The sequence below is a fragment of the Ruegeria sp. CDSB029 genome (assembly GCF_059611125.1).
The window spans coordinates 44,637-65,193 of record NZ_JBXWOX010000022.1 but is presented as its reverse complement, the minus strand read 5'-3'; the positions used below and the strand labels follow the sequence as shown (position 1 = coordinate 65,193).

17 protein-coding genes and 2 pseudogenes are annotated in these 20,557 nt (G+C 55.5%); 4 read left to right on the top strand and 15 right to left on the bottom strand.

Annotated features, from left to right (window positions below; all coding sequences use genetic code 11):
- Window positions 1-53: 53 nt before the first annotated feature.
- The 7 genes from AC2FI8_RS20465 to AC2FI8_RS20435 form a co-directional block, all read right to left on the bottom strand.
- A complete protein-coding gene (locus tag AC2FI8_RS20465; RefSeq protein ID WP_496740977.1) occupies window positions 54-1,565 on the bottom strand; it encodes a tripartite tricarboxylate transporter permease in 1,512 nt (503 codons plus the stop codon).
- A gap of 10 nt (window positions 1,566-1,575) precedes the next feature.
- Complete coding sequence (locus AC2FI8_RS20460) at window positions 1,576-2,097, bottom strand: tripartite tricarboxylate transporter TctB family protein (protein WP_496780774.1); 522 nt, start codon at window positions 2,095-2,097, stop codon at window positions 1,576-1,578.
- Complete coding sequence (locus AC2FI8_RS20455; protein WP_496780773.1) at window positions 2,094-3,050, bottom strand: tripartite tricarboxylate transporter substrate binding protein; 957 nt, start codon at window positions 3,048-3,050, stop codon at window positions 2,094-2,096. The genes AC2FI8_RS20460 and AC2FI8_RS20455 overlap by 4 nt, the downstream gene beginning before the upstream one ends.
- A 134-nt stretch (window positions 3,051-3,184) precedes the next feature.
- A complete protein-coding gene (gene pcaF / locus AC2FI8_RS20450; RefSeq protein ID WP_496780772.1) occupies window positions 3,185-4,390 on the bottom strand; it encodes a 3-oxoadipyl-CoA thiolase in 1,206 nt (401 codons plus the stop codon).
- Entirely contained in the window at window positions 4,390-5,562 is a 1,173-nt protein-coding gene (locus AC2FI8_RS20445) for a CaiB/BaiF CoA transferase family protein (protein WP_496780771.1), read from the bottom strand. Before AC2FI8_RS20445 ends, pcaF begins: the two co-directional genes overlap by 1 nt.
- On the bottom strand, window positions 5,559-6,776 hold the full coding sequence (locus AC2FI8_RS20440; protein WP_496780770.1) for an acyl-CoA dehydrogenase family protein: 1,218 nt from the start codon (window positions 6,774-6,776) through the stop codon (window positions 5,559-5,561). The genes AC2FI8_RS20445 and AC2FI8_RS20440 overlap by 4 nt, the downstream gene beginning before the upstream one ends.
- 2 nt (window positions 6,777-6,778) lie before the next feature.
- Complete coding sequence (locus AC2FI8_RS20435) at window positions 6,779-8,317, bottom strand: class I adenylate-forming enzyme family protein (RefSeq protein WP_496780769.1); 1,539 nt, start codon at window positions 8,315-8,317, stop codon at window positions 6,779-6,781.
- A gap of 276 nt (window positions 8,318-8,593) precedes the next feature.
- On the opposite strand from AC2FI8_RS20435, the gene AC2FI8_RS20430 reads away from it, so the two are divergent.
- A complete protein-coding gene (locus tag AC2FI8_RS20430) occupies window positions 8,594-10,564 on the top strand; it encodes a 3-hydroxyacyl-CoA dehydrogenase NAD-binding domain-containing protein (protein ID WP_496780768.1) in 1,971 nt (656 codons plus the stop codon).
- Between the two features lie 148 nt (window positions 10,565-10,712).
- Here the strand turns inward: AC2FI8_RS20430 and AC2FI8_RS20425 are convergent.
- The 8 genes and pseudogenes from AC2FI8_RS20425 to AC2FI8_RS20390 all read right to left on the bottom strand — a co-directional run bounded on the left by AC2FI8_RS20425 (window position 10,713) and on the right by AC2FI8_RS20390 (window position 17,767).
- Window positions 10,713-11,296: pseudogene (locus tag AC2FI8_RS20425) on the bottom strand (IS6 family transposase).
- An 8-nt stretch (window positions 11,297-11,304) separates the two neighbouring features.
- On the bottom strand, window positions 11,305-11,532 hold the full coding sequence (locus AC2FI8_RS20420) for a hypothetical protein (protein WP_496740993.1): 228 nt from the start codon (window positions 11,530-11,532) through the stop codon (window positions 11,305-11,307).
- Between the two features lie 1,153 nt (window positions 11,533-12,685).
- Window positions 12,686-13,222: an adenylate/guanylate cyclase domain-containing protein gene (locus tag AC2FI8_RS20415; protein WP_496740997.1), complete on the bottom strand. Its 537-nt coding sequence runs from the start codon at window positions 13,220-13,222 to the stop codon at window positions 12,686-12,688.
- Window positions 13,223-13,342: 120 nt separating this feature from the next.
- Window positions 13,343-14,352: pseudogene (locus AC2FI8_RS20410) on the bottom strand (IS110 family RNA-guided transposase).
- A 127-nt stretch (window positions 14,353-14,479) separates the two neighbouring features.
- Window positions 14,480-15,043 (bottom strand): IS6 family transposase, encoded by a 564-nt coding sequence (locus tag AC2FI8_RS20405; protein ID WP_496780767.1) that lies wholly within the window; start codon window positions 15,041-15,043, stop codon window positions 14,480-14,482.
- Window positions 15,044-15,197: 154 nt separating this feature from the next.
- A complete protein-coding gene (locus AC2FI8_RS20400; RefSeq protein WP_496780766.1) occupies window positions 15,198-16,577 on the bottom strand; it encodes an MATE family efflux transporter in 1,380 nt (459 codons plus the stop codon).
- Window positions 16,578-16,589: 12 nt separating this feature from the next.
- Entirely contained in the window at window positions 16,590-17,177 is a 588-nt protein-coding gene (locus AC2FI8_RS20395; protein WP_496780765.1) for a helix-turn-helix domain-containing protein, read from the bottom strand.
- An 11-nt stretch (window positions 17,178-17,188) separates the two neighbouring features.
- Window positions 17,189-17,767 (bottom strand): carboxymuconolactone decarboxylase family protein, encoded by a 579-nt coding sequence (locus AC2FI8_RS20390; protein WP_496780764.1) that lies wholly within the window; start codon window positions 17,765-17,767, stop codon window positions 17,189-17,191.
- A gap of 308 nt (window positions 17,768-18,075) precedes the next feature.
- Between AC2FI8_RS20390 and AC2FI8_RS20385 the strand changes: the two genes are divergently transcribed.
- From AC2FI8_RS20385 to AC2FI8_RS20375, 3 genes are read left to right on the top strand one after another with little or no spacing between them, the layout of a single operon-like run.
- Complete coding sequence (locus AC2FI8_RS20385) at window positions 18,076-18,822, top strand: amino acid ABC transporter ATP-binding protein (RefSeq protein ID WP_282121048.1); 747 nt, start codon at window positions 18,076-18,078, stop codon at window positions 18,820-18,822.
- A gap of 1 nt (window position 18,823) precedes the next feature.
- On the top strand, window positions 18,824-19,666 hold the full coding sequence (locus AC2FI8_RS20380; RefSeq protein ID WP_496780763.1) for an amino acid ABC transporter permease: 843 nt from the start codon (window positions 18,824-18,826) through the stop codon (window positions 19,664-19,666).
- Between the two features lie 35 nt (window positions 19,667-19,701).
- Window positions 19,702-20,535: a transporter substrate-binding domain-containing protein gene (locus tag AC2FI8_RS20375; RefSeq protein WP_496780762.1), complete on the top strand. Its 834-nt coding sequence runs from the start codon at window positions 19,702-19,704 to the stop codon at window positions 20,533-20,535.
- Window positions 20,536-20,557: the final 22 nt, after the last annotated feature.

Here is a 20,557-nt window from a genome sequence, read left to right as displayed (position 1 = left end):
GTTAGCGATCCTGCAGGGTTGGTCCGGGCGCAAATACGCCCGAACCCATGGCTTCAGGTTTGCGGCGTGGGCGCTTGGTTCGACGTCCGCATGCGGGCGATGATCCGAATACCAATGGCAACCAGCGGTATGGCAAAGAACACCAGCGCAACAGGACGGTGCAGGAAGATGCCAAAGCCGTCATCGGTCAGTAGCACCGATTGGCGCAGCGCTTGTTCGGCACCTGGTGCCAGAACAAAAGCAATGATCGTGGCAGCGGGGCTGAAGTTCAGAGTCCGCATGAAATAGCCGATCAGACCAAAGAGGCAGGCAACGGTGACATCGAACATCGACGAGCGCGCCGTGTAGGCCGAGATCAGCGCCACCGCCAGGATCGTTGGATAGATCAGGCGCTGCGGCACCTTGTCGATCACACGACCGATCAGTGGACCACCAAACCAGCCAATGAGACCATATAGAGCGATCCCGATCAATCCGGCTGCGAACAAACCGTAAACGATGTCGCCCGAGGTCTCAAAGATCTTTGGCCCCACTTGGATGCCATGGATCAGAAACACGCCCATGAGCATCGCCGCAATGGTCGATCCGGGCACACCAAGCGCCAAAAGCGGGATCATCGACGGACCGGACACGGCGTTATTGGCCGCTTCAGGTGCCGCGACGCCTTCGATCGCCCCTTTGCCCCATTCATCTTTGTTTGCAGCTTTCGCCTTGGACGAACCATAAGCCACAAAACACGCCACAGCGGAGCCAACACCCGGGATCAGACCCACCATCGAACCGATCACCGAACCACGCCCGATGAAGGGCAGGCAGCGCTTGACCTCGGCCCAGCTTAGGCGGTCGTCATCGGGATTCTTGGCGCGGATTTCGTCATGATGTTCTTGACCTTTGCGCGCAGGGAAAACCTGAGCAAAAACTTCGGAGATCACGAACAGACCAATAAGAAGCGGAACCAGTGAGAAGCCGTTGTAGAGTTCGACCATACCGAAATCGAACCGCGGCTCGGACGTAATCGGATCCAGACCGATCATCGCCAGCGTTGCCCCGAACAGAGTCGATGCGATGCCCTTGAGTACGGAGTCTGAAATGACAGAACCGATGATCAGGAAGGCACAGACATAGATCGCAAAATAATCGGGCGGACCCAGCTCTCGGGTCAGCTGCGCAATAGTCAGCGCGCCAAAAATCAGGATGAACTCACCGACAAAGTCGCCAATGACCGAGGCCACAGTCGCCGTTTTCAACGCCTTGCCCGCCTGTCCTTTCTTGGTCAGCGCGTGCCCGTCGATTACTGTGGCCGCAGCCGCCGTTGTCCCAGGCGTGTTGAACAGGATCGCGGAAATCGACCCCCCGAACCGTCCAGCCTTGCCGATGACGTAAAGAAACGCCAATGCCGACAGCGGGTCGATGTAATACGTGATTGGCACCAGCATGGCGATCGCGGCCGAGGCCGTCAGCCCCGGCACAGCACCCACGATGACACCCAGGACCGCGCCAAGCACTACAAACATAAGCGTCTCGGGCGTGGTGAAGATGGTGTAGAAACCGTTCAGAAGTTCCATGTCATATCCCTCACTTCAGCCCGATCAGGGCCAGGGGGTTGAAAATGGTCGCCTCCGGTTCAAACACGGTCATCAGCTTGAAGAACAGCAGATAGAGCGCGACGGTCGCACAGACAGGCAACAGGATCAGGGCCGGGCCACGCACGGCGAAGATCAACGCGGCTACCAAAAGCAGCACGAAACAGGCTGTGACGTAACCAAAGGCGCCGAACATCCAGACGAAAGCGATTCCCAAAGCAAAGAGCGGCACTGCGTCGGCAAGGAAACGTTTGATTTCAAAGCTTGACTTGTCAGCAGGGGCGACTTGCTTGCGCAGGCCAAAAACAGTCATGGTCACGCCGATCAAGCCCAGGGCGACACAGATGGCTTGTGGAAAGAACCTTGGCCCGATGCCTTCCTCATCAATGAAATCCAGCGAGATGTTGAAGGATTTCCAGAAAAAGAAAGCCGCGAGCACCACCAAGGCCAATCCGGCAAAAATGTTGTGGCGCGCAGTCTTGCGCGCCACTTCAATTTGAACACCCTCGGTCATTCCAGGGTTTCCAACAACTTGCCCCACTCGACCTTCGAGTTTTCGATAGCCGACGCGGTATCGGGGCCGCTCACGCTCGAAGTCGGCAGGCCGGCCTTGGAGAGGGTGTCGATATAGGCAGTTTCCTGAGTGATCGCGACCAAGGCATCGGACAGTTGTGCAACAACCTCGTCAGAGGTACGAGCAGGAGCCATCACGATCATCGGGGTTGAAACTGGGATGAAGTCGACGCCCAGTTCCTTGGCCGAAGGGGCATCAGGCGCCGCCGGGTGACGGTCGTTTGACAACACGGCCAGCAGGCGCACGTCGTCCTCAAACCCACGGCCCAGGTGCGCGCCCATGACGCCAAAATCAACATCTGCGCTGGTCAGCGCAGCACGCACGCCTGAGCCACCTTTGAATGGAACGTCCTTGGCTTTGACGTCGTTGGGGTTCAGAACACCCAGACCCGCCATGTGCCAGACGTTGCCGCGACCAGTGTGACCCCAACGCAGTTTGGTGTCCGAAGTTTTGGCTGCTTCGATCAACTCGTCCAGCGATTGGATCGGCGAACCAGTGGGGACAAAGATGCCGGCGGTCAGCTCACCAATGGTGCCGACCATTTTGAAGTCATTTTCCGAAACAACCTGTGGTTTGATCAGATTTTTCAGAACCATCGAACCGGCGGACGCCAGATAGAGGGTGTACCCGGTGGGCGGCTGGTCTGCCACAAAGCGACCACCAACAAGGCCGCCACCGCCGGGTTTATTGACGACAACAACGGGCTGACCGTCCAGATGTGCGTCAGCCGCGCTGGCCAGCGCACGGGCGTAGGTGTCGGTGCCGCCGCCTGCCTTGAAGCCGACGATCAGGTCGATCGGGCGCTCGGGAAAATCCGCAGCCTGTGCCATGGAAGCGGCAACCGCTAGGACAGTGCCGGTTAAGGCTGTTTTGATCTTAGCAAGTGTGAACACGTTTGTTTCCTCCCAAACATGAGTTTCGACCGAATGAGGTCATTGGATTTTGAATTGCATCGAGATTAGCGAGGGCTTGCTGATCGCAGAAATATTATATGCGTATCCCGGCTATCATGTTTTCCGATGCCCAGTTAAACGCGCTCCAGTAGTACGGAAATACCTTGGCCGACACCGATGCACATTGTGCACAGTGCTAGCGCAGTTCCGCTTCGACAGAGCTGATTTGTGGCCGTTAGAGCCAAACGCGCACCTGACATGCCTAGGGGATGACCAAGGGCGATGGCGCCGCCATTTGGATTCAAATGCGTCGCGTCATCGGGCAACCCAAGGGCGCGCGTGACCGCCAGGGCCTGTGCAGCAAAGGCCTCGTTCAACTCGATCACGTCGATCTGGTCGATGCTCATGCCAACTCGGCTCAGCAGTTTTTGTGTAGAAGGTGCAGGGCCATAGCCCATGATGCGCGGTGCAACACCTGCCGAAGCGCCTGCCACGATCCGTGCCCGTGGCGTCAGCCCGTGACGTTTGATGGCCTCTTCGCTGGCGATGATTAAAGCCGCCGCGCCATCATTGACCCCGGACGCGTTGCCCGCCGTCACCGACCCGCCCTCGCGGAACGGTGCGCGGAGTTTGGCCAGGCCCTCGGCGGTTGTTTCCGCGCGAGGGTGCTCATCAGTATCGATAACTTTGGGATCATTTTTGCGCTGAGGTATAATCACTGGTGTGATTTCTTCAGCGAAGACGCCAGCCGTCTGCGCCGCCGCCGTCCGCTGTTGCGAGCGCAAGGCGAATGCGTCCTGATCAGCGCGACTGATCCCGAAATCTTCGGCCACGTTTTCGGCCGTCTCAGGCATCGAATCGACGCCATATTGGGCCTTCATCAACTTGTTGACGAAGCGCCAGCCGATGGTGGTGTCATGCACTTCATTGGCACGGCTAAAGGCGCTGGTGGCTTTGGGCATCACAAAAGGTGCCCGGCTCATGCTTTCGACACCGCCTGCGATGATCAAATCTGCATCGCCCGATTTGATCGCCCGCGCACCATAAGCAACCGCATCCAGGCCTGAACCGCACAGCCGGTTCAAGGTCGTGCCGGATACGTTTTCGGGCAATCCCGCCAGCAGCGACGACATACGCGCAACGTTGCGGTTATCTTCGCCTGCCTGGTTGGCGCAGCCATATAGCACATCGTCCACAGCGGCCCAATCGACGTTCGGGTTCCGCTCCATCAGCGCCTTTAAAGGCACAGCGCCCAAATCGTCGGCCCGAACAGAAGACAACCCGCCACCATAGCGCCCGATGGGCGTGCGGATGGCATCGCAAATAAACGCATCAACCATCAGATCACCCCCGCGTCGCGCATTGCCTGAATGGCAGCCGCGTCATGGCCCAGATTGCGCAGGATCTCATCCGTGTCTTGTCCTTTCTTGGGCGGAGCGGACTGAAACTCGTTCAGACCGGCGGAGAATTTGGTGGGGTATCCGGCCTGGAACGTCTTGTCCTTGCCTTCGCCCAATTCACCAAACATACCGCGTTCGATCAAATGCGGGTCTTCGAACAGGCGCATGTCTTCATACACCACCGCCCAGGGCAGATCGGTCGGACCAAAAAGCTCTTCCCACTTGGTCAGGGTTTTCGACGCGAACATGTCCGACATCAACTCATGCACTGCCTGTTTCTGCTGGTTTCGCAGCTTATTGGTGCGGAAATCCTCGCGCCGCAGGTCGGGGAATTCGTCACCCATCATCTCGGCCAAGACCAACCAGAACTTGTTCTCGAATAGACCGATGGCGATGTGTTTACCATCTTTGGTTTCAAAGATGTCATTGTCGGGCATCACAAAGGACATCCGATCCGGATCACCGTCGCACAGATCATGCGCAATCCGCACAAGCGGTGAGGACCAGTTGACCATCGCATCGGTGATGGACACGTCCAGATACTGCCCTTTGCCGCTCATCTTGGCAGATCCCATGGCAACCGCCAGCGACAGCGCGCCATACATCGCTCCGGCGTAGTCCGACAGTCTGACCTTGGGACGCGCGAGCTTGTCGTTGACCTGAGAGGGCACCGCAAAATAACCCGACAGTGCCAAAAAATCGATATCATGACCTGCGCGTTGACGATAGGGACCGGTTTGACCAAAGCCCGAGAGTGAACAATAGACGATGGCCGGGTTCTGCGCCTCTACCGCTTCATACCCGAAGCCCAGTCGGTCCATTACGCCGGGACGAAAGCTTTCGATGACGGCATCTGCGCTTTCCAAAAGCTTGGTCAGTATCGCTTTGCCCTCGTCTGATTTCAGATCCAGCGTCAGCGACTTCTTGTTGCGGTTCAGGCGGGCGAACATGTCGTTGCCCAGAAAGCGCCCCGGGTCGCCGTGTTTGGGCTCCTCGATCTTGATGACCTCAGCCCCCAGATCGGCAAGCGTCTGGGTTGCAAAAGGCCCGGGCAGCAAGCGCGACAAGTCTATGATGCGCATACCGTTCAGAAACGACCACTCATTCGTCATTGTGCGGCCTCCGGGTTTGCGGTTTTCCATTCTTTCTGGATGCCTTTTCCGATCGTGTTGCGTTGAATCTCTGAACTACCGGTGAGCACGCGGAACATACGCAGGCGGCGGAACACCCATTCTACTGGATGGTTCTTTGTCATGCCGGTTGCCCCATGGATCTGGATCGCTTTGTCAGCAACCTGAAAGGCATTTTCTGCCACGAAAACTTTGCACATCGACGCCTCGGTCCGGATGTTTTCCCCCCGGTCGGCCTTGGCGGCGGCTGCGTGGACCATCGAATGAGCAGCAAAGTTGGCGGTCTTCATGTCGGCCATCATGTGCTGGATCGCCTGAAAATTGGCGATAGGCTGTTTGAACTGCACCCGGCGGTTGGCGTAGTCCACCGCCTGTTCTAGCGCGAACTGGGCGTGCCCTAGCATTGTCGGGCATTGCAGCAGACGATTAATGTTGATCCGCTCCATTCCCAATTTGAAACCACCACCCAGTTGCCCCAATATGTTGCGCGCAGGCACGCGAACGTTCTCCAAGATAATGTCGTTGTCGATGTGTTGACCCGACATGGGTAGGTAGTGTCCTTCGATCCGGTATCCGGGCGATTTTGCATCTACCAAGAATGCCGTCACGCCGTTGGTTCCGGCCTCTGGGTCAGTCACACACATGACAATGGCAAAATCCGCCGTGCGCGAGGCGGTGATGAACCGTTTGTGGCCGTTGATGATGTAATCATCTCCGTCCTTGACCGCGCTGGTCTGAATACGCGCAGCATCGGATCCGGCATTGGGTTCGCTCAACGCAAAACACCCTGCTCGTTCGCCGCGGGCTGCCGGGTAAAAGAACTCTTCGTTCTGCCCTTCTGTCGCTTGTGTGATGATATACCCGATCCTCATCGGGCCACCGTTTTCACCCAAAACGCAGCCATAAAGCGCCGCGTTCGACCGGGTGGCATCCTCTTTCAGAGTACAGAGCTGATCGATAGACAGGCCTAAGCCGCCGAACTCTTCGGGCAGGTTGCAACCATAGATGCCCAATTCGCGCGAGCGTTTCCACCATTCTTCGAGCTGAGCACGTTCGAACCGAGTTTCATGGGTCAGCCCGTTCTCTTTTTCGAACGGGAGCATTTCATTGTAGAGTAAGTCGTTGGCCTTGGTGCGAAGCTCGGCAAATTTGCCCGCTTCCAGGCCAGCTGTTGCGCGGTTCAACCCCTGATTCATGATTACACCTTCCGATCCGAACCGGCCCAGTATCCATCACGCACCTGACGGCGCAGGATCTTGCCGGCGTCATTTTTAGGGAGCTCGACCACAACATCGACCGAATGCGGTTTCTTGAACTTGCCCAACTTGTCCACGCAATGCGTTATCAGGGCATCGGTATCAATCTCGGCGCCATCGCGTGCCACAACAACGGCCTTGACCGCCTCGCCGAGGTCAGCGTCAGGAACGCCGACAACGCAAACTTCGTAAACCTCAGGGCGTTCGAACAGGGCATTTTCAACTTCGTTGGGGTATACATTGAATCCGCCGGTGACGATCATGTCCTTCTTGCGGTCGATGATAAAGATGTAGCCGGTGTCGTCGATATAGGCGATGTCGCCAGTGTGATAACGCCCGTCTTTCAGAACCGGAGCAGTCAGCTCGGGTGCGTTGTAGTAGCCCTGCATGACATCCTCGCCCTTAACCACCAGCTCACCAGCCTCGCCCACGGGCAATTCGTTGCCTTCGTCATCGATCACCGCGACTTCAGTCTCAAAGAGGGCACGACCGCAGGAGCTAAACAGTTCGGGCCGCCCGTTCAGGGCCAACTCATGGTCCGCTTCGGTCAGCAGCGTAACTGAAGAGCACACCTCACCCGCGCCGTAACCCTGGTTTAGGATCGGGCCAAAGAACTCGACCGCTTCTTGCAAACGCGCCGGGGAAATGGGGGCCGCACCGTACCGAAGCAACTTAAGTGAGGAGAGGTCGTAGTCGCCTCGGTTTGGTGCGGCCAGAATGCGGTTGATCATAGTCGGGACCAGATAGGTCTGCGTAACCTTTTCGGCCTGAAGCGTCGAAAGATACGTGTCTACGTCGAACCGCGACAGGATGACGTTGGTGTGGCCCTGTGATAGCAAGGGCATGATCGCCATTCCGGATACATGGGTAATGGGTCCCACGTGCAAATACGTTTCATGTTGATCAGGATACAGCCGAGAACGGAAAGTGATCTTGCGCAGGATTGCTCGGCGATTGCGGAGGGAATGCATCGCAGCCTTTAGCACACCTGAAGATCCGGAGGTGTAATGGTGCACCATGATGTCATCTGGCGAAACATCCGCGCAAACGGTCTCGGTCTCAGCCTGAGCTAGAGCATCCTCATAACTACCACCGTCGCCCAGCACCAACAGCTGCAAGTTATCGTTTTCATTGAATGCCTGCTGCGCCGCTGCCAAATGCGCCTCGTCCGTCAGCAGAATTTTGACTTCACTGTCCTTGCAGACGTGAACAACTTCGTCTGCTGACAGGCGTGCATTGATCGGCACGCGGGTAAAGCCACCTTTGAGCAGAGCCACCTCGGCCTCGACGATTTCGGACCGGTTCCAAGCCAGAACCGCTACACGATCACCCTTGGTCAATCCTGCATCCGACAACGCGTTCGCAAGCCGGTTTGTACGCTCTTCCAGTGTCGCATAGGACAGTGATACGCGTTCGTCCTTTACGGCAATCCGGTCGGCCCAGAACAGGGCGGCGCGTGTTACAAGATTTCCCAGGTTCATGTTCAATTCCTCGCATTATCCGATCCAGGCCTCGAAATGCGGAGGCACAGCAAGATTGAAAGGAAGGGTAGAGGGCTAGTTGTAGACAAGAAAATACTATTTACAGCTGTCTAAGATAGTAAAAACTTATTGCAGGATGATGCCCTGACAATGATTGTCGCTCTGCAATATTATAATAATTTATTATGGCGGTGATCACACCATAGTATTTTCCACGACTTTGGTGCTTCAGCTAAACATACAAGGCAAACCAAAGGCTGATCGAAGGGGAAAGTCATGAATGCGGTTACTTTGACGCGCAAAGATCAGGTTGGCATCGTCCGGGTCGACGCCCCCCCGGTGAACGCCATTTCCCAGACAGTGCGGCAGGGTTTGTTGGAAGCATTTGACGAGGTCACAAACGACCCGCAGATTGCTGTTGCGGTGCTAATATGTTCCGGCCGGACCTTCATGGCAGGGGCAGACGTAAGGGAGTTCGGCAAACCGCCGATGCCGCCCCATCTTAACGATCTGGTGTCCTTCATCGAAAGCTGCCCTAAGCCTGTTGTTGCGGCAATTCACGGTCAGGCGCTTGGTGGTGGACTGGAACTTGCGTTGGCGTGTTCCCACCGGATCGCGACCGCGAATGCGCGCTTTGGGTTGCCCGAAGTAATGCTTGGAATCGTGCCCGGTGCGGGTGGCACGCAGCGGCTACCGCGATTGGTAGGCGTGGAACAAGCGCTTAACTTGGCGGTGGAAGGTAAGCCGGTCTCTGCCAAAGTAGCCGTTGAAATTGGCCTGATTGACAAGATAGCAGACGATCTTGAACCGGAAGCGATCACCTATGCAACTGCGCTGATCGGGGTCGATACTGCCCCTCTAAAGCTCAACCTGCCGATTTCGGCTGACAGCTTTGATCCTGCCCTGTTCGATCAATGGCGGGCCATGTGTGCCAAACGCAAGCGTGGCTTCGATGCGCCCTTGGCGGTTATCGACGCACTTGAGGCTGCCACCGGGCCGGATTTTCAGGCTGGTCTCGACAAAGAGCGCGACTTGTTTCTAACCCTGCGCCAAAGCACGCAATCTGGTGCATTGCGACATATCTTTTTTGCCGAACGCGAAACCTACAAAGTAGAGGGGCTGGATCTGTCGCAAGCAGGCGAGATCGGCAGTGTTGCGGTAATCGGGGCGGGAACCATGGGAGCAGGGATTGCGCAGGTCTTTGCCACCCAAGGCATTGCCGTCACTCTGGTCGAAATCTCGGACGAAGCGGCACAGTCCGGAATCAACCGAATCCGGGGCAATTTGGAACAAGGGGTCAAGCGCGGCAAGATGAGCGCAGCCCGTGCCGAAACCATTTTGACGCTGATTTCACCCACGACCGACTATGACGATATGGCTTTGACCGATCTTGTGATCGAAGCAGCGGTCGAAGACATTGTTATAAAGAAGAAAATCTTTAAACGGCTGGATAAGATCTGTCACCCAGGTGCCATTTTGGCGACGAATACTTCGTACCTTGATATCGACGAGATCGCCCAAGCGACCGATCGCCCCGAGCGCGTTGCCGGCCTTCATTTCTTCAGTCCTGCCCATATCATGAAGCTGGTCGAGATCATTCGCACCGATCAGACGGACCCGGCGGTAACGGCGACGCTGGCAGCGACAATGAAAAAGCTGGGAAAAACGGGTGTGATTGCTGGGGTCTGCCACGGGTTCATTGGTAACCGGATGTACCAAGCCTATCAGCGCGAAGCTGGGTTGTTGATGCTGGAATGTGGATCACCTGAACCGGTTGACGCCGCGCTGCGCCAGTACGGAATGGCGATGGGGCCGTTTCAGGTGCTGGATTTGTCGGGCATCGATATTGGCTATCTGATGCGCAAATCGCTGCCTGTCGGCGCAGTGCATCCTCACGCATTTCAGGTCCATGACCGGCTTGTTGAAATGGGGCGCAAAGGCCGCAAAACTAAGGCTGGCTTTTATGGCTACAACGAGAAGGATCCTTCGATAGACGAGGTTGTTCTGGGACTAATCCGGGAGGCGGCCGAAGATGCAGGGATCAATTCGCGCGATCTGAGCGCGGAAGAAATCGCGCGACGTTGTATCGACGCGCTGCAGCAAGAGGGTGACGAAATTTTGAAAGAAGGCATCGCGGCTAAGCCCGGTGACATCGACGTGGTGTTCGTCAACGGCTATGGGTTCCCTCGATACCAGGGTGGTCCGATGTATCACAAGAATTCAGTCACCGACCAAGTTCCGGTCTAAATTCGGCGGTTGTCGGGACGGGATGCGTCGCAAACGAGACTGTTATGTTAGATGGCGTGTTTCGAAATTGTGAGATGCGGCTTGAACCTTAGGTGGGCACTAGGAAGTGTTGGCGCATGAATTCGATTTCACCTCTGACGCCTCGTTGTTAGTAGTGAATGTGGCCGCGTTTGATGGTTCGGATGGTATCAATGCCACTCAAGGTCGCTTTTAATGAGGTTGTTACGCCGCTTCTTGTCGATGTGCCTGATGCTGACAAAATGCGGATCATAGGAATGATTAATCATCACGGATGACGCGCCGGTATGTTGGCGCTTTGTCTGTGCAGATCGACACTGGACATTGTAGCCCCGTCCTCTCATTTGCTTTGCGAAGAAAGGCTCGTGCAGCTTTGGCATCCCGCCTTACGGTTAGTCGGAAGTCGACCATTTGACCGTTTGCATCCATGACGCGCCAAAAATAGTGCCATTTGCCACCGACCCGAATGTTGGTTTCATCGGCATGCCAACCGACACTCGCCCGATGCAGATACTTCTCGGTCCGCCTGGTCAGCTCAGGCCCGAATTTTTGAATCCACCGGTACACTGTCGATCGATCTACCGAGATGCGACGCTCTGACAGAAATTTAACCACATCTAAAAAGGTAAGCGGGTAGCGCAAGTACCAACGCACGGCACAAAATATGATCTTACGCGGGAAGCGGCGTTTCTTGAAAGGGGAACTACGCGGCATGACCAACCTCAAACGCAAGAAACTGGCCAAATGAGCCGATTAACGCGATAGTCCCCAAGCGATGGGGTTATCGTCTGCCAGTTGACTTCATTGGCAAAGCGGTGCTGCAGGCCCACATAGATGCTGCAGACCCCCAGCAGGATCATGATGATATTTTTGAACACCGGGCCGACATTTGGAATCCACAGCAGGTTCTCAATTCCGCGCATGGTGATCAGAATTTTGATCCAGCGCATTATGATGACAATGATAGCGATGCCCCACGGGCTGAGCTCGAAGCGCAGAATCTGCGCCCTGACCAAAGCAAATAGGTAAAAGACCGCGGGAACCTTCGGGCAATGGTAGCAATAGGCCGAACTCGCAGTGCTAAATGCAACTCAGGGTTGGGTGTTTGCTAAAGAGAAACAAAAGGTTGCTCCAATCGTATGTTTGCGTGCGCCGATTAGTATTTCAAATGGAAGTATTTCGACGAAACAAACCACATTGGAGACAGATCATGTCCAAGTCGTCGTCTTTGGCGGTGTTAATGTGGCGGGCAAGATTTTGGACCTAAATCTGAATCCCCGCAAGATTGGCGAACCTCTTTCGAAGAGCCCCTGGCCCGTGACCTTGAAGGGCCCACTACCAAAGCCGAAGATCAAGGTCAAAGACGGTCCGAAACGACTGAAACGATCGGATAGTGAGGACAAAATGCCAGCAAAAAGAAAACTTTGCGTTCCGGACATTTTACAACTGCAGTAGTGGCGGAGGCAGTCGATAAAAGAACACTTTTAACGTACAAAAAGAATGACATCGCTTTCTGGAAGCGATTTTTGCTTCGGGTTTTCTCTCGATATATTCCGCACTTTAGGCGAATGGAAACTCTCTTGGAGTTCGGCCGACACGATGAAAGACCTTTGAGACGCAAATGGAAGAACGTGTGCACTTTTGAAATGGCAGCTAAAGCGAAATTAACAGCTTAGTGCAGCGTTAGTGGCAGAACTATGTGTCGCCCGACAGGTGGCGTTAGGTTTTATTCTAAGGGCAGGTTGACCGATCTGAGAAGCGCAACAATATTCGAACCGCGATTTTCCAGAAGCTTGGCAATTTGATGCACGCCAAATCCTGGAACATTCCACGTTTCGCTATCAGAATTCACTTTGTTCTCATCCATACTGGTGTTTCGACCCAGATAGAAGCACGCTGCTGAACCGAGGCTCTTTGCGTATTGGGCTACAATAGACAGGGAGTAAAAGCTAAGCAATCGTGTGGTTGCCAGCGGCAATGTAGTGGATCTTTTGCGCCTGCAGCGAATGTCGGGAACGAATGTTGCGCCCGCAGCGGCCGAGAGTGGTGGTCAACGACCGGCTTGGGCTGCAAGAACCAAAAGGTGAACATGGAGTAGCCGATCTACCAACTCGTCGGATGCTTCTCTGAAACAACAGCGTACGCCTCAACCGGCTCCCTGATGCCCTTCATCTCCACCTCTCCCTTGCCTACGGCATCCACAACGCCTTCGACGGCAGCCCACATTCGGGGAGAAATCAGTACCTCATTGCGGGTGGCCATGTTGCAAAGCCGCACGGCCATGTTGATCGAGGTTCCTGAGGCGGTGCAATCAAATCGTCCCGCTGAACCGACGATACCGACCGTATTGTAGTCAAACGAGATGCCAACTCCAAAAAGAACCCGATTGCCCAGCTTTTGCCATTTGGCGCAGAACACTTGCATTTTATCGCGCATGGCCAGTGCCATGCACACCGCGTCGCCTGCCGGATGAATAACCGGAATCGAATCCTTGAAGGTATCGCAATTTGTGGACAGCTCCGGTTTTGCAAGGGTTTTCTTTGTGATTTTGATCGTTTTGCGTAGCGGTCGTTTGTCCGGCCTATTTGTGCGGCGCGTTTGACCGCTGGCCCTGATGAAATACGCATGCTGGATCCCCATCAAGTTGCCGGACTATGATGCCCTGGCAATGCCAAGGGGTGTTCCGGCGGCGGCAAAGATCATCATCACAGGAATTGCCCTTGCAACTCGTATGGAGCGTTTCTCATACGCCCCGAAATCTCAGGCTGGCTTGTAGACTTCTTGCTTGGACAAGACCGCCCAGGCGATCCGGGCGGTCTTGTTGGCCAGAGCCACGCTGACCAACCGTGCGTGCTTTTTCTCCAACAAGCGCCGGACCCATTCTGCGGTTTGTGTTTGCATATGGATAACACGTCTGAGAACCGCAGTGTCACCTACGATAGGCAGTTTGCGTAGATACCCATCTCCCGTCTTCGTGATCCTTCCCAGCCGGTCCTTACCGCCAGAGGAGTTCTGTCTCGGGACCAGCCCGAGCCAGGCCGCAAACTGGCGCGCAGACCGGAGTTGCGCGGGATCAGCAATAGTGGCGGCAAGAGCCGTCGCGGTGAGCACCCCGACGCCCGGGATTGTGGCCAGCCGTTGGCTGACCTCGCTCGTGCGATGCCAACCCTGTATTTTGCGATCGAGATTGGTGATCTCTTCTTCCAGTTCATTCATCTGCCGGGCAAGTGACAGCAGCGCGACCCGCGCCACCTGAGGGATGTCGAGGTGACCTTCCTGAAGTCTGGCGCAGAGGTCGCGTATCTTGTGCGGACCTCGGGCAGATACGAACCCGAATTCCGCCAGATGGGCCCGCAACGCGTTGATCAGCATGGTGCGTTGGCGGACCAAAAGGTCGCGTGCTCGATGCAGCATCAGAACCGCCTGCTGATTGGCGCTCTTGATCGCGACGAAGTGCATGTTCGGTCGGGTAACGGCCTCACAAGTCGCCTCGGCATCCGCCATATCATTTTCTGCCGCCTCACATATGGCTTGACATACGAGGGCGCGATCAGACGTACCTCATGCGCGAGCGCGGCAACTTCGCGGGCCCAATGGTGGCTGGCCGCACAGGCCTCCATGCCAACCAAGCAGGAGGCCAGGCCGGACAGCATATCGAGCAATGCGTCGCGCCGAACCTTCTTTCTAAGAACAACCTCTCCATCAGCATCAACTCCATGAAGCTGAAAGACGGACTTGGCCAGATCGATCCCGAGTGTTGTAACATGCATGTGGACAGCTCATCTCTTCCGTTGGGTACAACAACGCCAACATTGGCACATTGCGATGCCGCGTGGTGGAGCTGTCCACACCATCAAGTTGTTTGACGGCGTTTGAAAGGAGCCGCGGAAGGCGCGGTCAGGCTGTTAGCTCAAAGGCATGGCCATTCCAAAGATCGTGTGCATCTGATCGTGCGCGGCGGAAGAAGACGGTACAGAGGCATAAGCGGCGGCGGAACATGGTGTTGATTTGGTTGTGGACGACGAGAAATCGTGGAGCATGGCGTGGTGAGTTGAACCGGCCCATCATCTTTTCCTGCTTTCGCGTCGGCCGAAAAAACGCTTTGCGGCCTTGCGCATTGCGGCCAGGCTGAATCACAATGTCGAGTACATCTCCATTGCCATCGATTGCACGCCACAGCCAATGTTTCACGCCGTTGATCGGCACGACCACTTCGGCCATTTGCCATGTATCGTGCGGCCGGGGCCGGGCGCGTCGGATACAGTCCGCAAACTGAGACCCGAAACGGTTCACCCAGAGACGAACCGCTTCACGACTGACAATGACGCCACGCTCCGCCAGGAGGTCTTCGACATCCGCCGTGCTGAGAGCAAACCGATGATATGCCCGCACCGCATAGGCGATGATTTCGCAAGGAAAACGGAGGCCCTTCAGCCGCGGCAATGAGGTCGGTAAGGTCATGGGACCGCGCGATCCGAGAAGGACAACGCGATCAACTTGGTAATGTTTTTCAAAGAGATCATGCCGAAGCTTGTAAAAAAACTACAAGCTGAGAACAAACGTCGGAACCTGCGTACTTGTCAATCCAGACAAAAAGTTTGCGACACATCCTTTTTCACCCCGTGGCGGGCACCCACAATCCGCCGATCTCTGTCTTCGCAATACGTATGGTCAACGCCATAGCGACTATCCAGCCGGTCACTACGGCCGCTGCCGTTCCGAACCACACCCCGGTTTCGTTGAATCCCAATATGCCAATAAACACCCAAACAAAGAACGCGACCCCAAAGGCCTGGCGATAAAGGCTGATCCAAACGGTCCAAATAGGTTTTTTGAAGGCCTGCAAAAGTGAGTTGATTGAAAACAGCATCATGTAAAAAGGCAGGATCAGACTGTCGACTCGTAGATATCCCACACCAACGCGAACAACCTCGGGGTCCGCTGTAAAAAGGCGCATCACTAAGGGGCCACCGAGCCAGAGGATCGGGATCGCAACCAGTGACATGTAAAACCCGACTCGCCAGCAATAGAACAACGCGGCGCGCACCCGCTGGCTGTCCCGAGCACCGAAGTTCTGTGAGGCGATTGGCAGTAGGGCACCCGTGACACCCAGAATGGGCAGCAACAAAACCTGTTCAAGCCGTATTGCGATTGCATAACCAGCAATTGCATGTTCACCAAACAGCTTCAGCGCAAACTGCAGGACAAAGGCTGACAACAACATGATCGTAAACGAAAAGGCAGTGGGCAGAACCTGCAGCGAAATTTCTGCAAACCGTTTTAGGCGTGGTCTGAAATAGGCCGCGCGCATACGTTTCATTCGCTTTCGCCGAAGAACCTGCTGGATCAAAAAGATCATCACGCCTGTCTGGCTGATCACCGTGGATAAAGCCAAACCGTTGAAGCCGATGCCCGGGATCACGCCCGGAATTCCGTAGATCAGAAGGGGATTCAGGATGATGTTCGCCAGAAACGCGACGATAAGTGCCCGTTGCATAGACACTGCGTCGCCATGGGCCTGCAAGATGCCATTACATCCATGAGCCAGAAGAAATCCCGGCATTGCCAAAAGCAACCAATAGAAATAGCGAAGTCCGGCTTCACGATAAACGCCTGGTTCCGAAACAAGCTTGATTAACAATGGGCCGAACCAAAGCCCTGCCAGGGCAAGCAGGCAAGACGCAACGATTCCGTAAGCTATCCCTTGGGCCGCTAGGCGTCGTGCCGCTCGGTTGTCGCCTGCACCCAGAGCGTTTCCAACCAGTGCACTCATAGCTGCACCCAGCCCGACGCCCACGGAAATAGAGATGAAGAAAGCTTGAAAGCCAAGGGCCAGCCCAGCTTGGGCGCTAGTCGACAACAGCCCGGCAAAGAAGATGTCGACGATGTTGTACAGTGTACTGAAAAGCATTCCGACTGCGCCGGGTATCGCCAATGTTCGGAAATGGCCTGCAATGGACCCTTGGGTCAGATTAAGGTCGATTGCTTGAGCCATGTTAACTGAGTGTCATGGGCGCTCGGCCTGAACTGTTAGAAAAACAAACACAGGGGTCAGAACATCTTCGAACCCGTGGTTGAGTTCAGCGTCCACACTGATCGTATCGCCAGCTGACAGCGTAAAGCGGGCCTCGCCATATCGGTAAACGGCTTGGCCCTCGAGTGCCTGTACAAACACTACGCCGTGGCCGACGTAAGTGGGCGGCGGCCCGCCTTCGCGCAATAAAGTCACGCGACGCGCTTGAAATCGCAGGTCTTTACGCGAATGCAGTGAAAGATTGACGTACTCGTGGCTGTGCCCCGCCGAGATACGGTTTGATTTCAGTCCCTCACCATGGCGCACGAGAGTGTAGTCAGTGTGATCTGTACGCGCTTCGCGGAACAAAGAAACAATCGGAACTTCGAGCGCTTCGGCCAGTGCCGCCAGAGTGTCGATTGAGGGAGAAACCAACCCATTTTCGATCCGGCTGATCATAGCGGCTGAGATGCCGGACTGTTCTGCCAAGCTACGAGCGGATTGCTTCCGACTTTGCCGTAGTTCCTTCAGCGAGGCTCCGATGGCACGGTCGATCTGTCTGCCTGGAGTGTCTCCTTGCATGATCCGTCCTTTCAGTCGCTGCTATAATACCCCAACACATCGCCATCGGTGGTGACGCCAAGGCCATTCAGCAACCGGTTGGCGTAGTTGAAGTAACCTACGATCTGGTTGATTTCGAGAATTTCGCCATCCTCCCAACCGGTGTGTTTCAGGGCTGCCACATCAGAATCGACCATCGTACCCGGCGAAAGTGTAAGCTTTTCCGCATAGGTCAGTGCCGCCAAATGTGCGCCGTCGAACGCATCCTGCGGGCGATGTGCCTCGAGTGCGGCTTCGATCTTGTCGGCGCGTGTGGCGTCGTCGATCAGGTGACGGGCGTTGGACCAGTGGTTAGCATAGGAATAGGGGCAGGTGTTGAGAGTGGATACGTAGGAACTGATCACTTCCTGAAACCACATGGGAACTTTGTTCGCCTCATCGTGCAGACAGGCCCGGTACAGAATCACATGCCCCTTCATGGTGTTAGGCCGCAGGGAATGCACCCGCATGACATTGTCGACAGTGCCGTGCGGTGTACGCGCCAGATCCAAAGTGGCCTTCAGATGCGAGTCAGCATCTTCGTCAGATATCATGCTGATCCAGGCAGACATTTGCGGTTCCTCCCTTGGTCGTCAGTATTATCTGAGGGCAGATCAAAAATTGTCCTCTGAGTTTTTTATTGACGAGTATTGCATATTAAGCAACCATATTAATTAGTGTGCAACGTATTTGAGGAGGCTCAGGCCTTGCCCGACTGCCCCAAACAATCGCAGCGCCAGCCCGGCCTCGGCTGTTTTGTCAGGCCTTGCACCACGACATGCCGGCCTGCCTTTGCAGGAACGGTGGAGAAAACTCCTTTGCACGCCCGGTCCATCAAAAGACAAATTCGCATGGTGTCCCGAACCCAAGCAGGTACGACATGAACCAAGCCACTCCGATGATTGAAGTGACCAATCTGGATAAATATTACGGTGCGTTTCACGCGCTGAAAAACATCGATCTGACGGTCCATCAGGGTGAAAAAGTCGTGATCTGCGGTCCCTCGGGATCGGGGAAATCGACGCTGATCCGGTGCTTTAACGGGCTGGAGTGGCACAACTCCGGCCGCCTCGTGATCGACGGGATCGAGGTTTATGACGGAGCCAAAGAAATTCGCGAGCTGCGGCAGGAAGTCGGTATGGTCTTTCAGCAGTTCAACCTGTTTCCACACCTGACAGTGCTAGAGAATCTGACGATCGGTCCGATGAAAGTGCGCGGGATATCCAAGGCGCAGGCCGAAGAAACCGCACGCAATTATCTTGAACGTGTTCATATCCCGGAACAGGCCGACAAGTACCCGGCGCAGCTGTCGGGCGGGCAACAGCAGCGCGTGGCAATTGCGCGGTCTCTGTGCATGGAAACTCGGATCATGCTGTTTGACGAACCGACATCCGCGCTGGACCCCGAGATGATTAATGAGGTGTTGGATGTGATGGTCGAGCTGGCCGATACCGGCATGACCATGGTTGTCGTCACTCACGAGATGGGCTTTGCCCGTAAGGTCGCTGACACGATGGTCTTTATGGAGGCGGGCCAGATCGTCGAGGTTTCGCCACCCGAACAGTTTTTCACCAACCCCTCGAGCGAACGCTGCCGTTTGTTCCTAGATCAGATCTTGGCGCATTGACATGAGCGATCTGGGCATTTCCCGGCCAAAAGGTCAGCCGCTGCCAAAGCCGCCTTTTTTGAAGCGGTTTTTTGACTCGACCCTGATTTCGGTCGGGATCTATGCCGTTATCGTCGGGCTGATCGCCTATGGTGCATATATCGGCGCGCAGGGCATGGGGTACAACTGGCAATGGTACCGGGTGCCGCAGTTTCTGTATCGCAATACCGAGGTCGGATTTGAATGGGGTGAAATTCCCATCGGGCTGGTCGCGACGATCAAATTGTCGGTCACGGCTTTCATTCTGGCTATGGTTATAGGCTTGCTTGTGGCGTTGCTGCGTCTGTCGGATCTTGTCATCGGGTCCGCAGTTGCGGTTGGATTTCTGGAGCTGATCCGAAATATCCCGCTGCTGGTCCTGCTCTACCTCTTCTATTATGTTCTGGGGCCGATTTTTGGGTTTGACCGATACACGGCCAGTATCCTTACCCTGGCCGTTTTCCATTCTGCCTTGATTTCGGAAATCTTCCGGGCCGGGATCAACGCCGTCCCCACAGGCCAGTGGGAGGCCGGTAAATCCATCGGGATGAGCCCGTCCCAGACTTATCGCTATATCATCCTGCCACAATCCGTCCGCTTCATGCTGCCGCCGATGACCGGCGAGGTCGTTCATCTCATAAAATCCTCGGCCATTGTCAGCGTGATTGCGGTGGCCGAGCTGACGACCTTCGGACGCAACATCATTTCAGACACATACATGAGTTTCGAAATCTGGTTCACCATCGCACTGGTTTATCTGGTGGTGACCCTGATCCTGTCGATTGGCGTAAGCCATCTGGAGAAGAAATATGCCGTCGACCAATAACCCAGAAAATATGTCGGACAACAAGGAGAACCAAGATGAAGCTTTCTCGCAGAATGCTCGGGGCTGCCCTCGGCGCGGTCGTGGCTACCGGTGTGGCGACCTCAGGCTGGGCGCAGAGCGCTACGCAGGAACTATCCAGCGAAAGTGTGATTGAAACTATCAAGCAGGATGGCGTGATCCGGATCGGTCTGTCGCTGTTCGTGCCATGGTCGATGCGCGACAAGAATGGCGATCTGATCGGATTCGAGCTGGATGTTGGCCGTCAACTGGCCGAGGATATGGGGGTTGAAGTCGAATTCGTGCCCACCGCTTGGGATGGTATCATCCCGGCGCTGGTCTCCGGCAATTTCGACGTGATCATCTCGGGCATGTCGGTGACGGCGCAGCGGAACCTGACCATCAACTTTACCGATCCATACGCCTATTCGGGTCTGGCCATTCTGGCCAATAAGTCGATGACCGAAGGCATGGCGCTTGAGGATTTCAACAATCCCGAAGTGACCTTTGCCGCCCGGCGTGGTGCAACACCTGCGGCGGTGATTGCACAGAACTTCCCAGACGCGACCTTGCTGTTGTTCGATGAAGACGGTGCCTCGACTCAGGAGGTTCTGAATGGGAACGCTCATGCTTCCATGGCAGCGCAGCCAACTCCAAACCGCGAGGCTGGGTTGCACCCTGAAACGCTGAGTGTGCCGTTCGAAAATCTCTATGATCCGCGCGGTGAAGCCTTTGGTGTGCGAAAGGGCGACCCGGACGCCATGAACTATTTCAACAACTGGATCGCGCAGCAGTGGCGTTCCGGTTGGCTGAAAGAACGTCATGACTATTGGTTTGCTGGAAATGAATGGGCTGACCAGGTCGCCCAGTAACCCTGACCCACCCGGGGGGCAG

Coding starts and splice junctions, on each gene's coding strand:
- AC2FI8_RS20465 (WP_496740977.1), bottom strand. CDS start 1,565: ATGGAACTTCTGAACGGTTTCTACACCATCTTCACCACGCCCGAGACG.
- AC2FI8_RS20460 (WP_496780774.1), bottom strand. CDS start 2,097: ATGACCGAGGGTGTTCAAATTGAAGTGGCGCGCAAGACTGCGCGCCAC.
- pcaF (WP_496780772.1), bottom strand. CDS start 4,390: ATGGTTGATGCGTTTATTTGCGATGCCATCCGCACGCCCATCGGGCGC.
- AC2FI8_RS20445 (WP_496780771.1), bottom strand. CDS start 5,562: ATGACGAATGAGTGGTCGTTTCTGAACGGTATGCGCATCATAGACTTG.
- AC2FI8_RS20440 (WP_496780770.1), bottom strand. CDS start 6,776: ATGAATCAGGGGTTGAACCGCGCAACAGCTGGCCTGGAAGCGGGCAAA.
- AC2FI8_RS20435 (WP_496780769.1), bottom strand. CDS start 8,317: ATGAACCTGGGAAATCTTGTAACACGCGCCGCCCTGTTCTGGGCCGAC.
- AC2FI8_RS20430 (WP_496780768.1), top strand. CDS start 8,594: ATGAATGCGGTTACTTTGACGCGCAAAGATCAGGTTGGCATCGTCCGG.
- AC2FI8_RS20420 (WP_496740993.1), bottom strand. CDS start 11,532: ATGCGCTGGATCAAAATTCTGATCACCATGCGCGGAATTGAGAACCTG.
- AC2FI8_RS20415 (WP_496740997.1), bottom strand. CDS start 13,222: ATGGGGATCCAGCATGCGTATTTCATCAGGGCCAGCGGTCAAACGCGC.
- AC2FI8_RS20405 (WP_496780767.1), bottom strand. CDS start 15,043: ATGACCTTACCGACCTCATTGCCGCGGCTGAAGGGCCTCCGTTTTCCT.
- AC2FI8_RS20400 (WP_496780766.1), bottom strand. CDS start 16,577: ATGGCTCAAGCAATCGACCTTAATCTGACCCAAGGGTCCATTGCAGGC.
- AC2FI8_RS20395 (WP_496780765.1), bottom strand. CDS start 17,177: ATGCAAGGAGACACTCCAGGCAGACAGATCGACCGTGCCATCGGAGCC.
- AC2FI8_RS20390 (WP_496780764.1), bottom strand. CDS start 17,767: ATGTCTGCCTGGATCAGCATGATATCTGACGAAGATGCTGACTCGCAT.
- AC2FI8_RS20385 (WP_282121048.1), top strand. CDS start 18,076: ATGAACCAAGCCACTCCGATGATTGAAGTGACCAATCTGGATAAATAT.
- AC2FI8_RS20380 (WP_496780763.1), top strand. CDS start 18,824: ATGAGCGATCTGGGCATTTCCCGGCCAAAAGGTCAGCCGCTGCCAAAG.
- AC2FI8_RS20375 (WP_496780762.1), top strand. CDS start 19,702: ATGAAGCTTTCTCGCAGAATGCTCGGGGCTGCCCTCGGCGCGGTCGTG.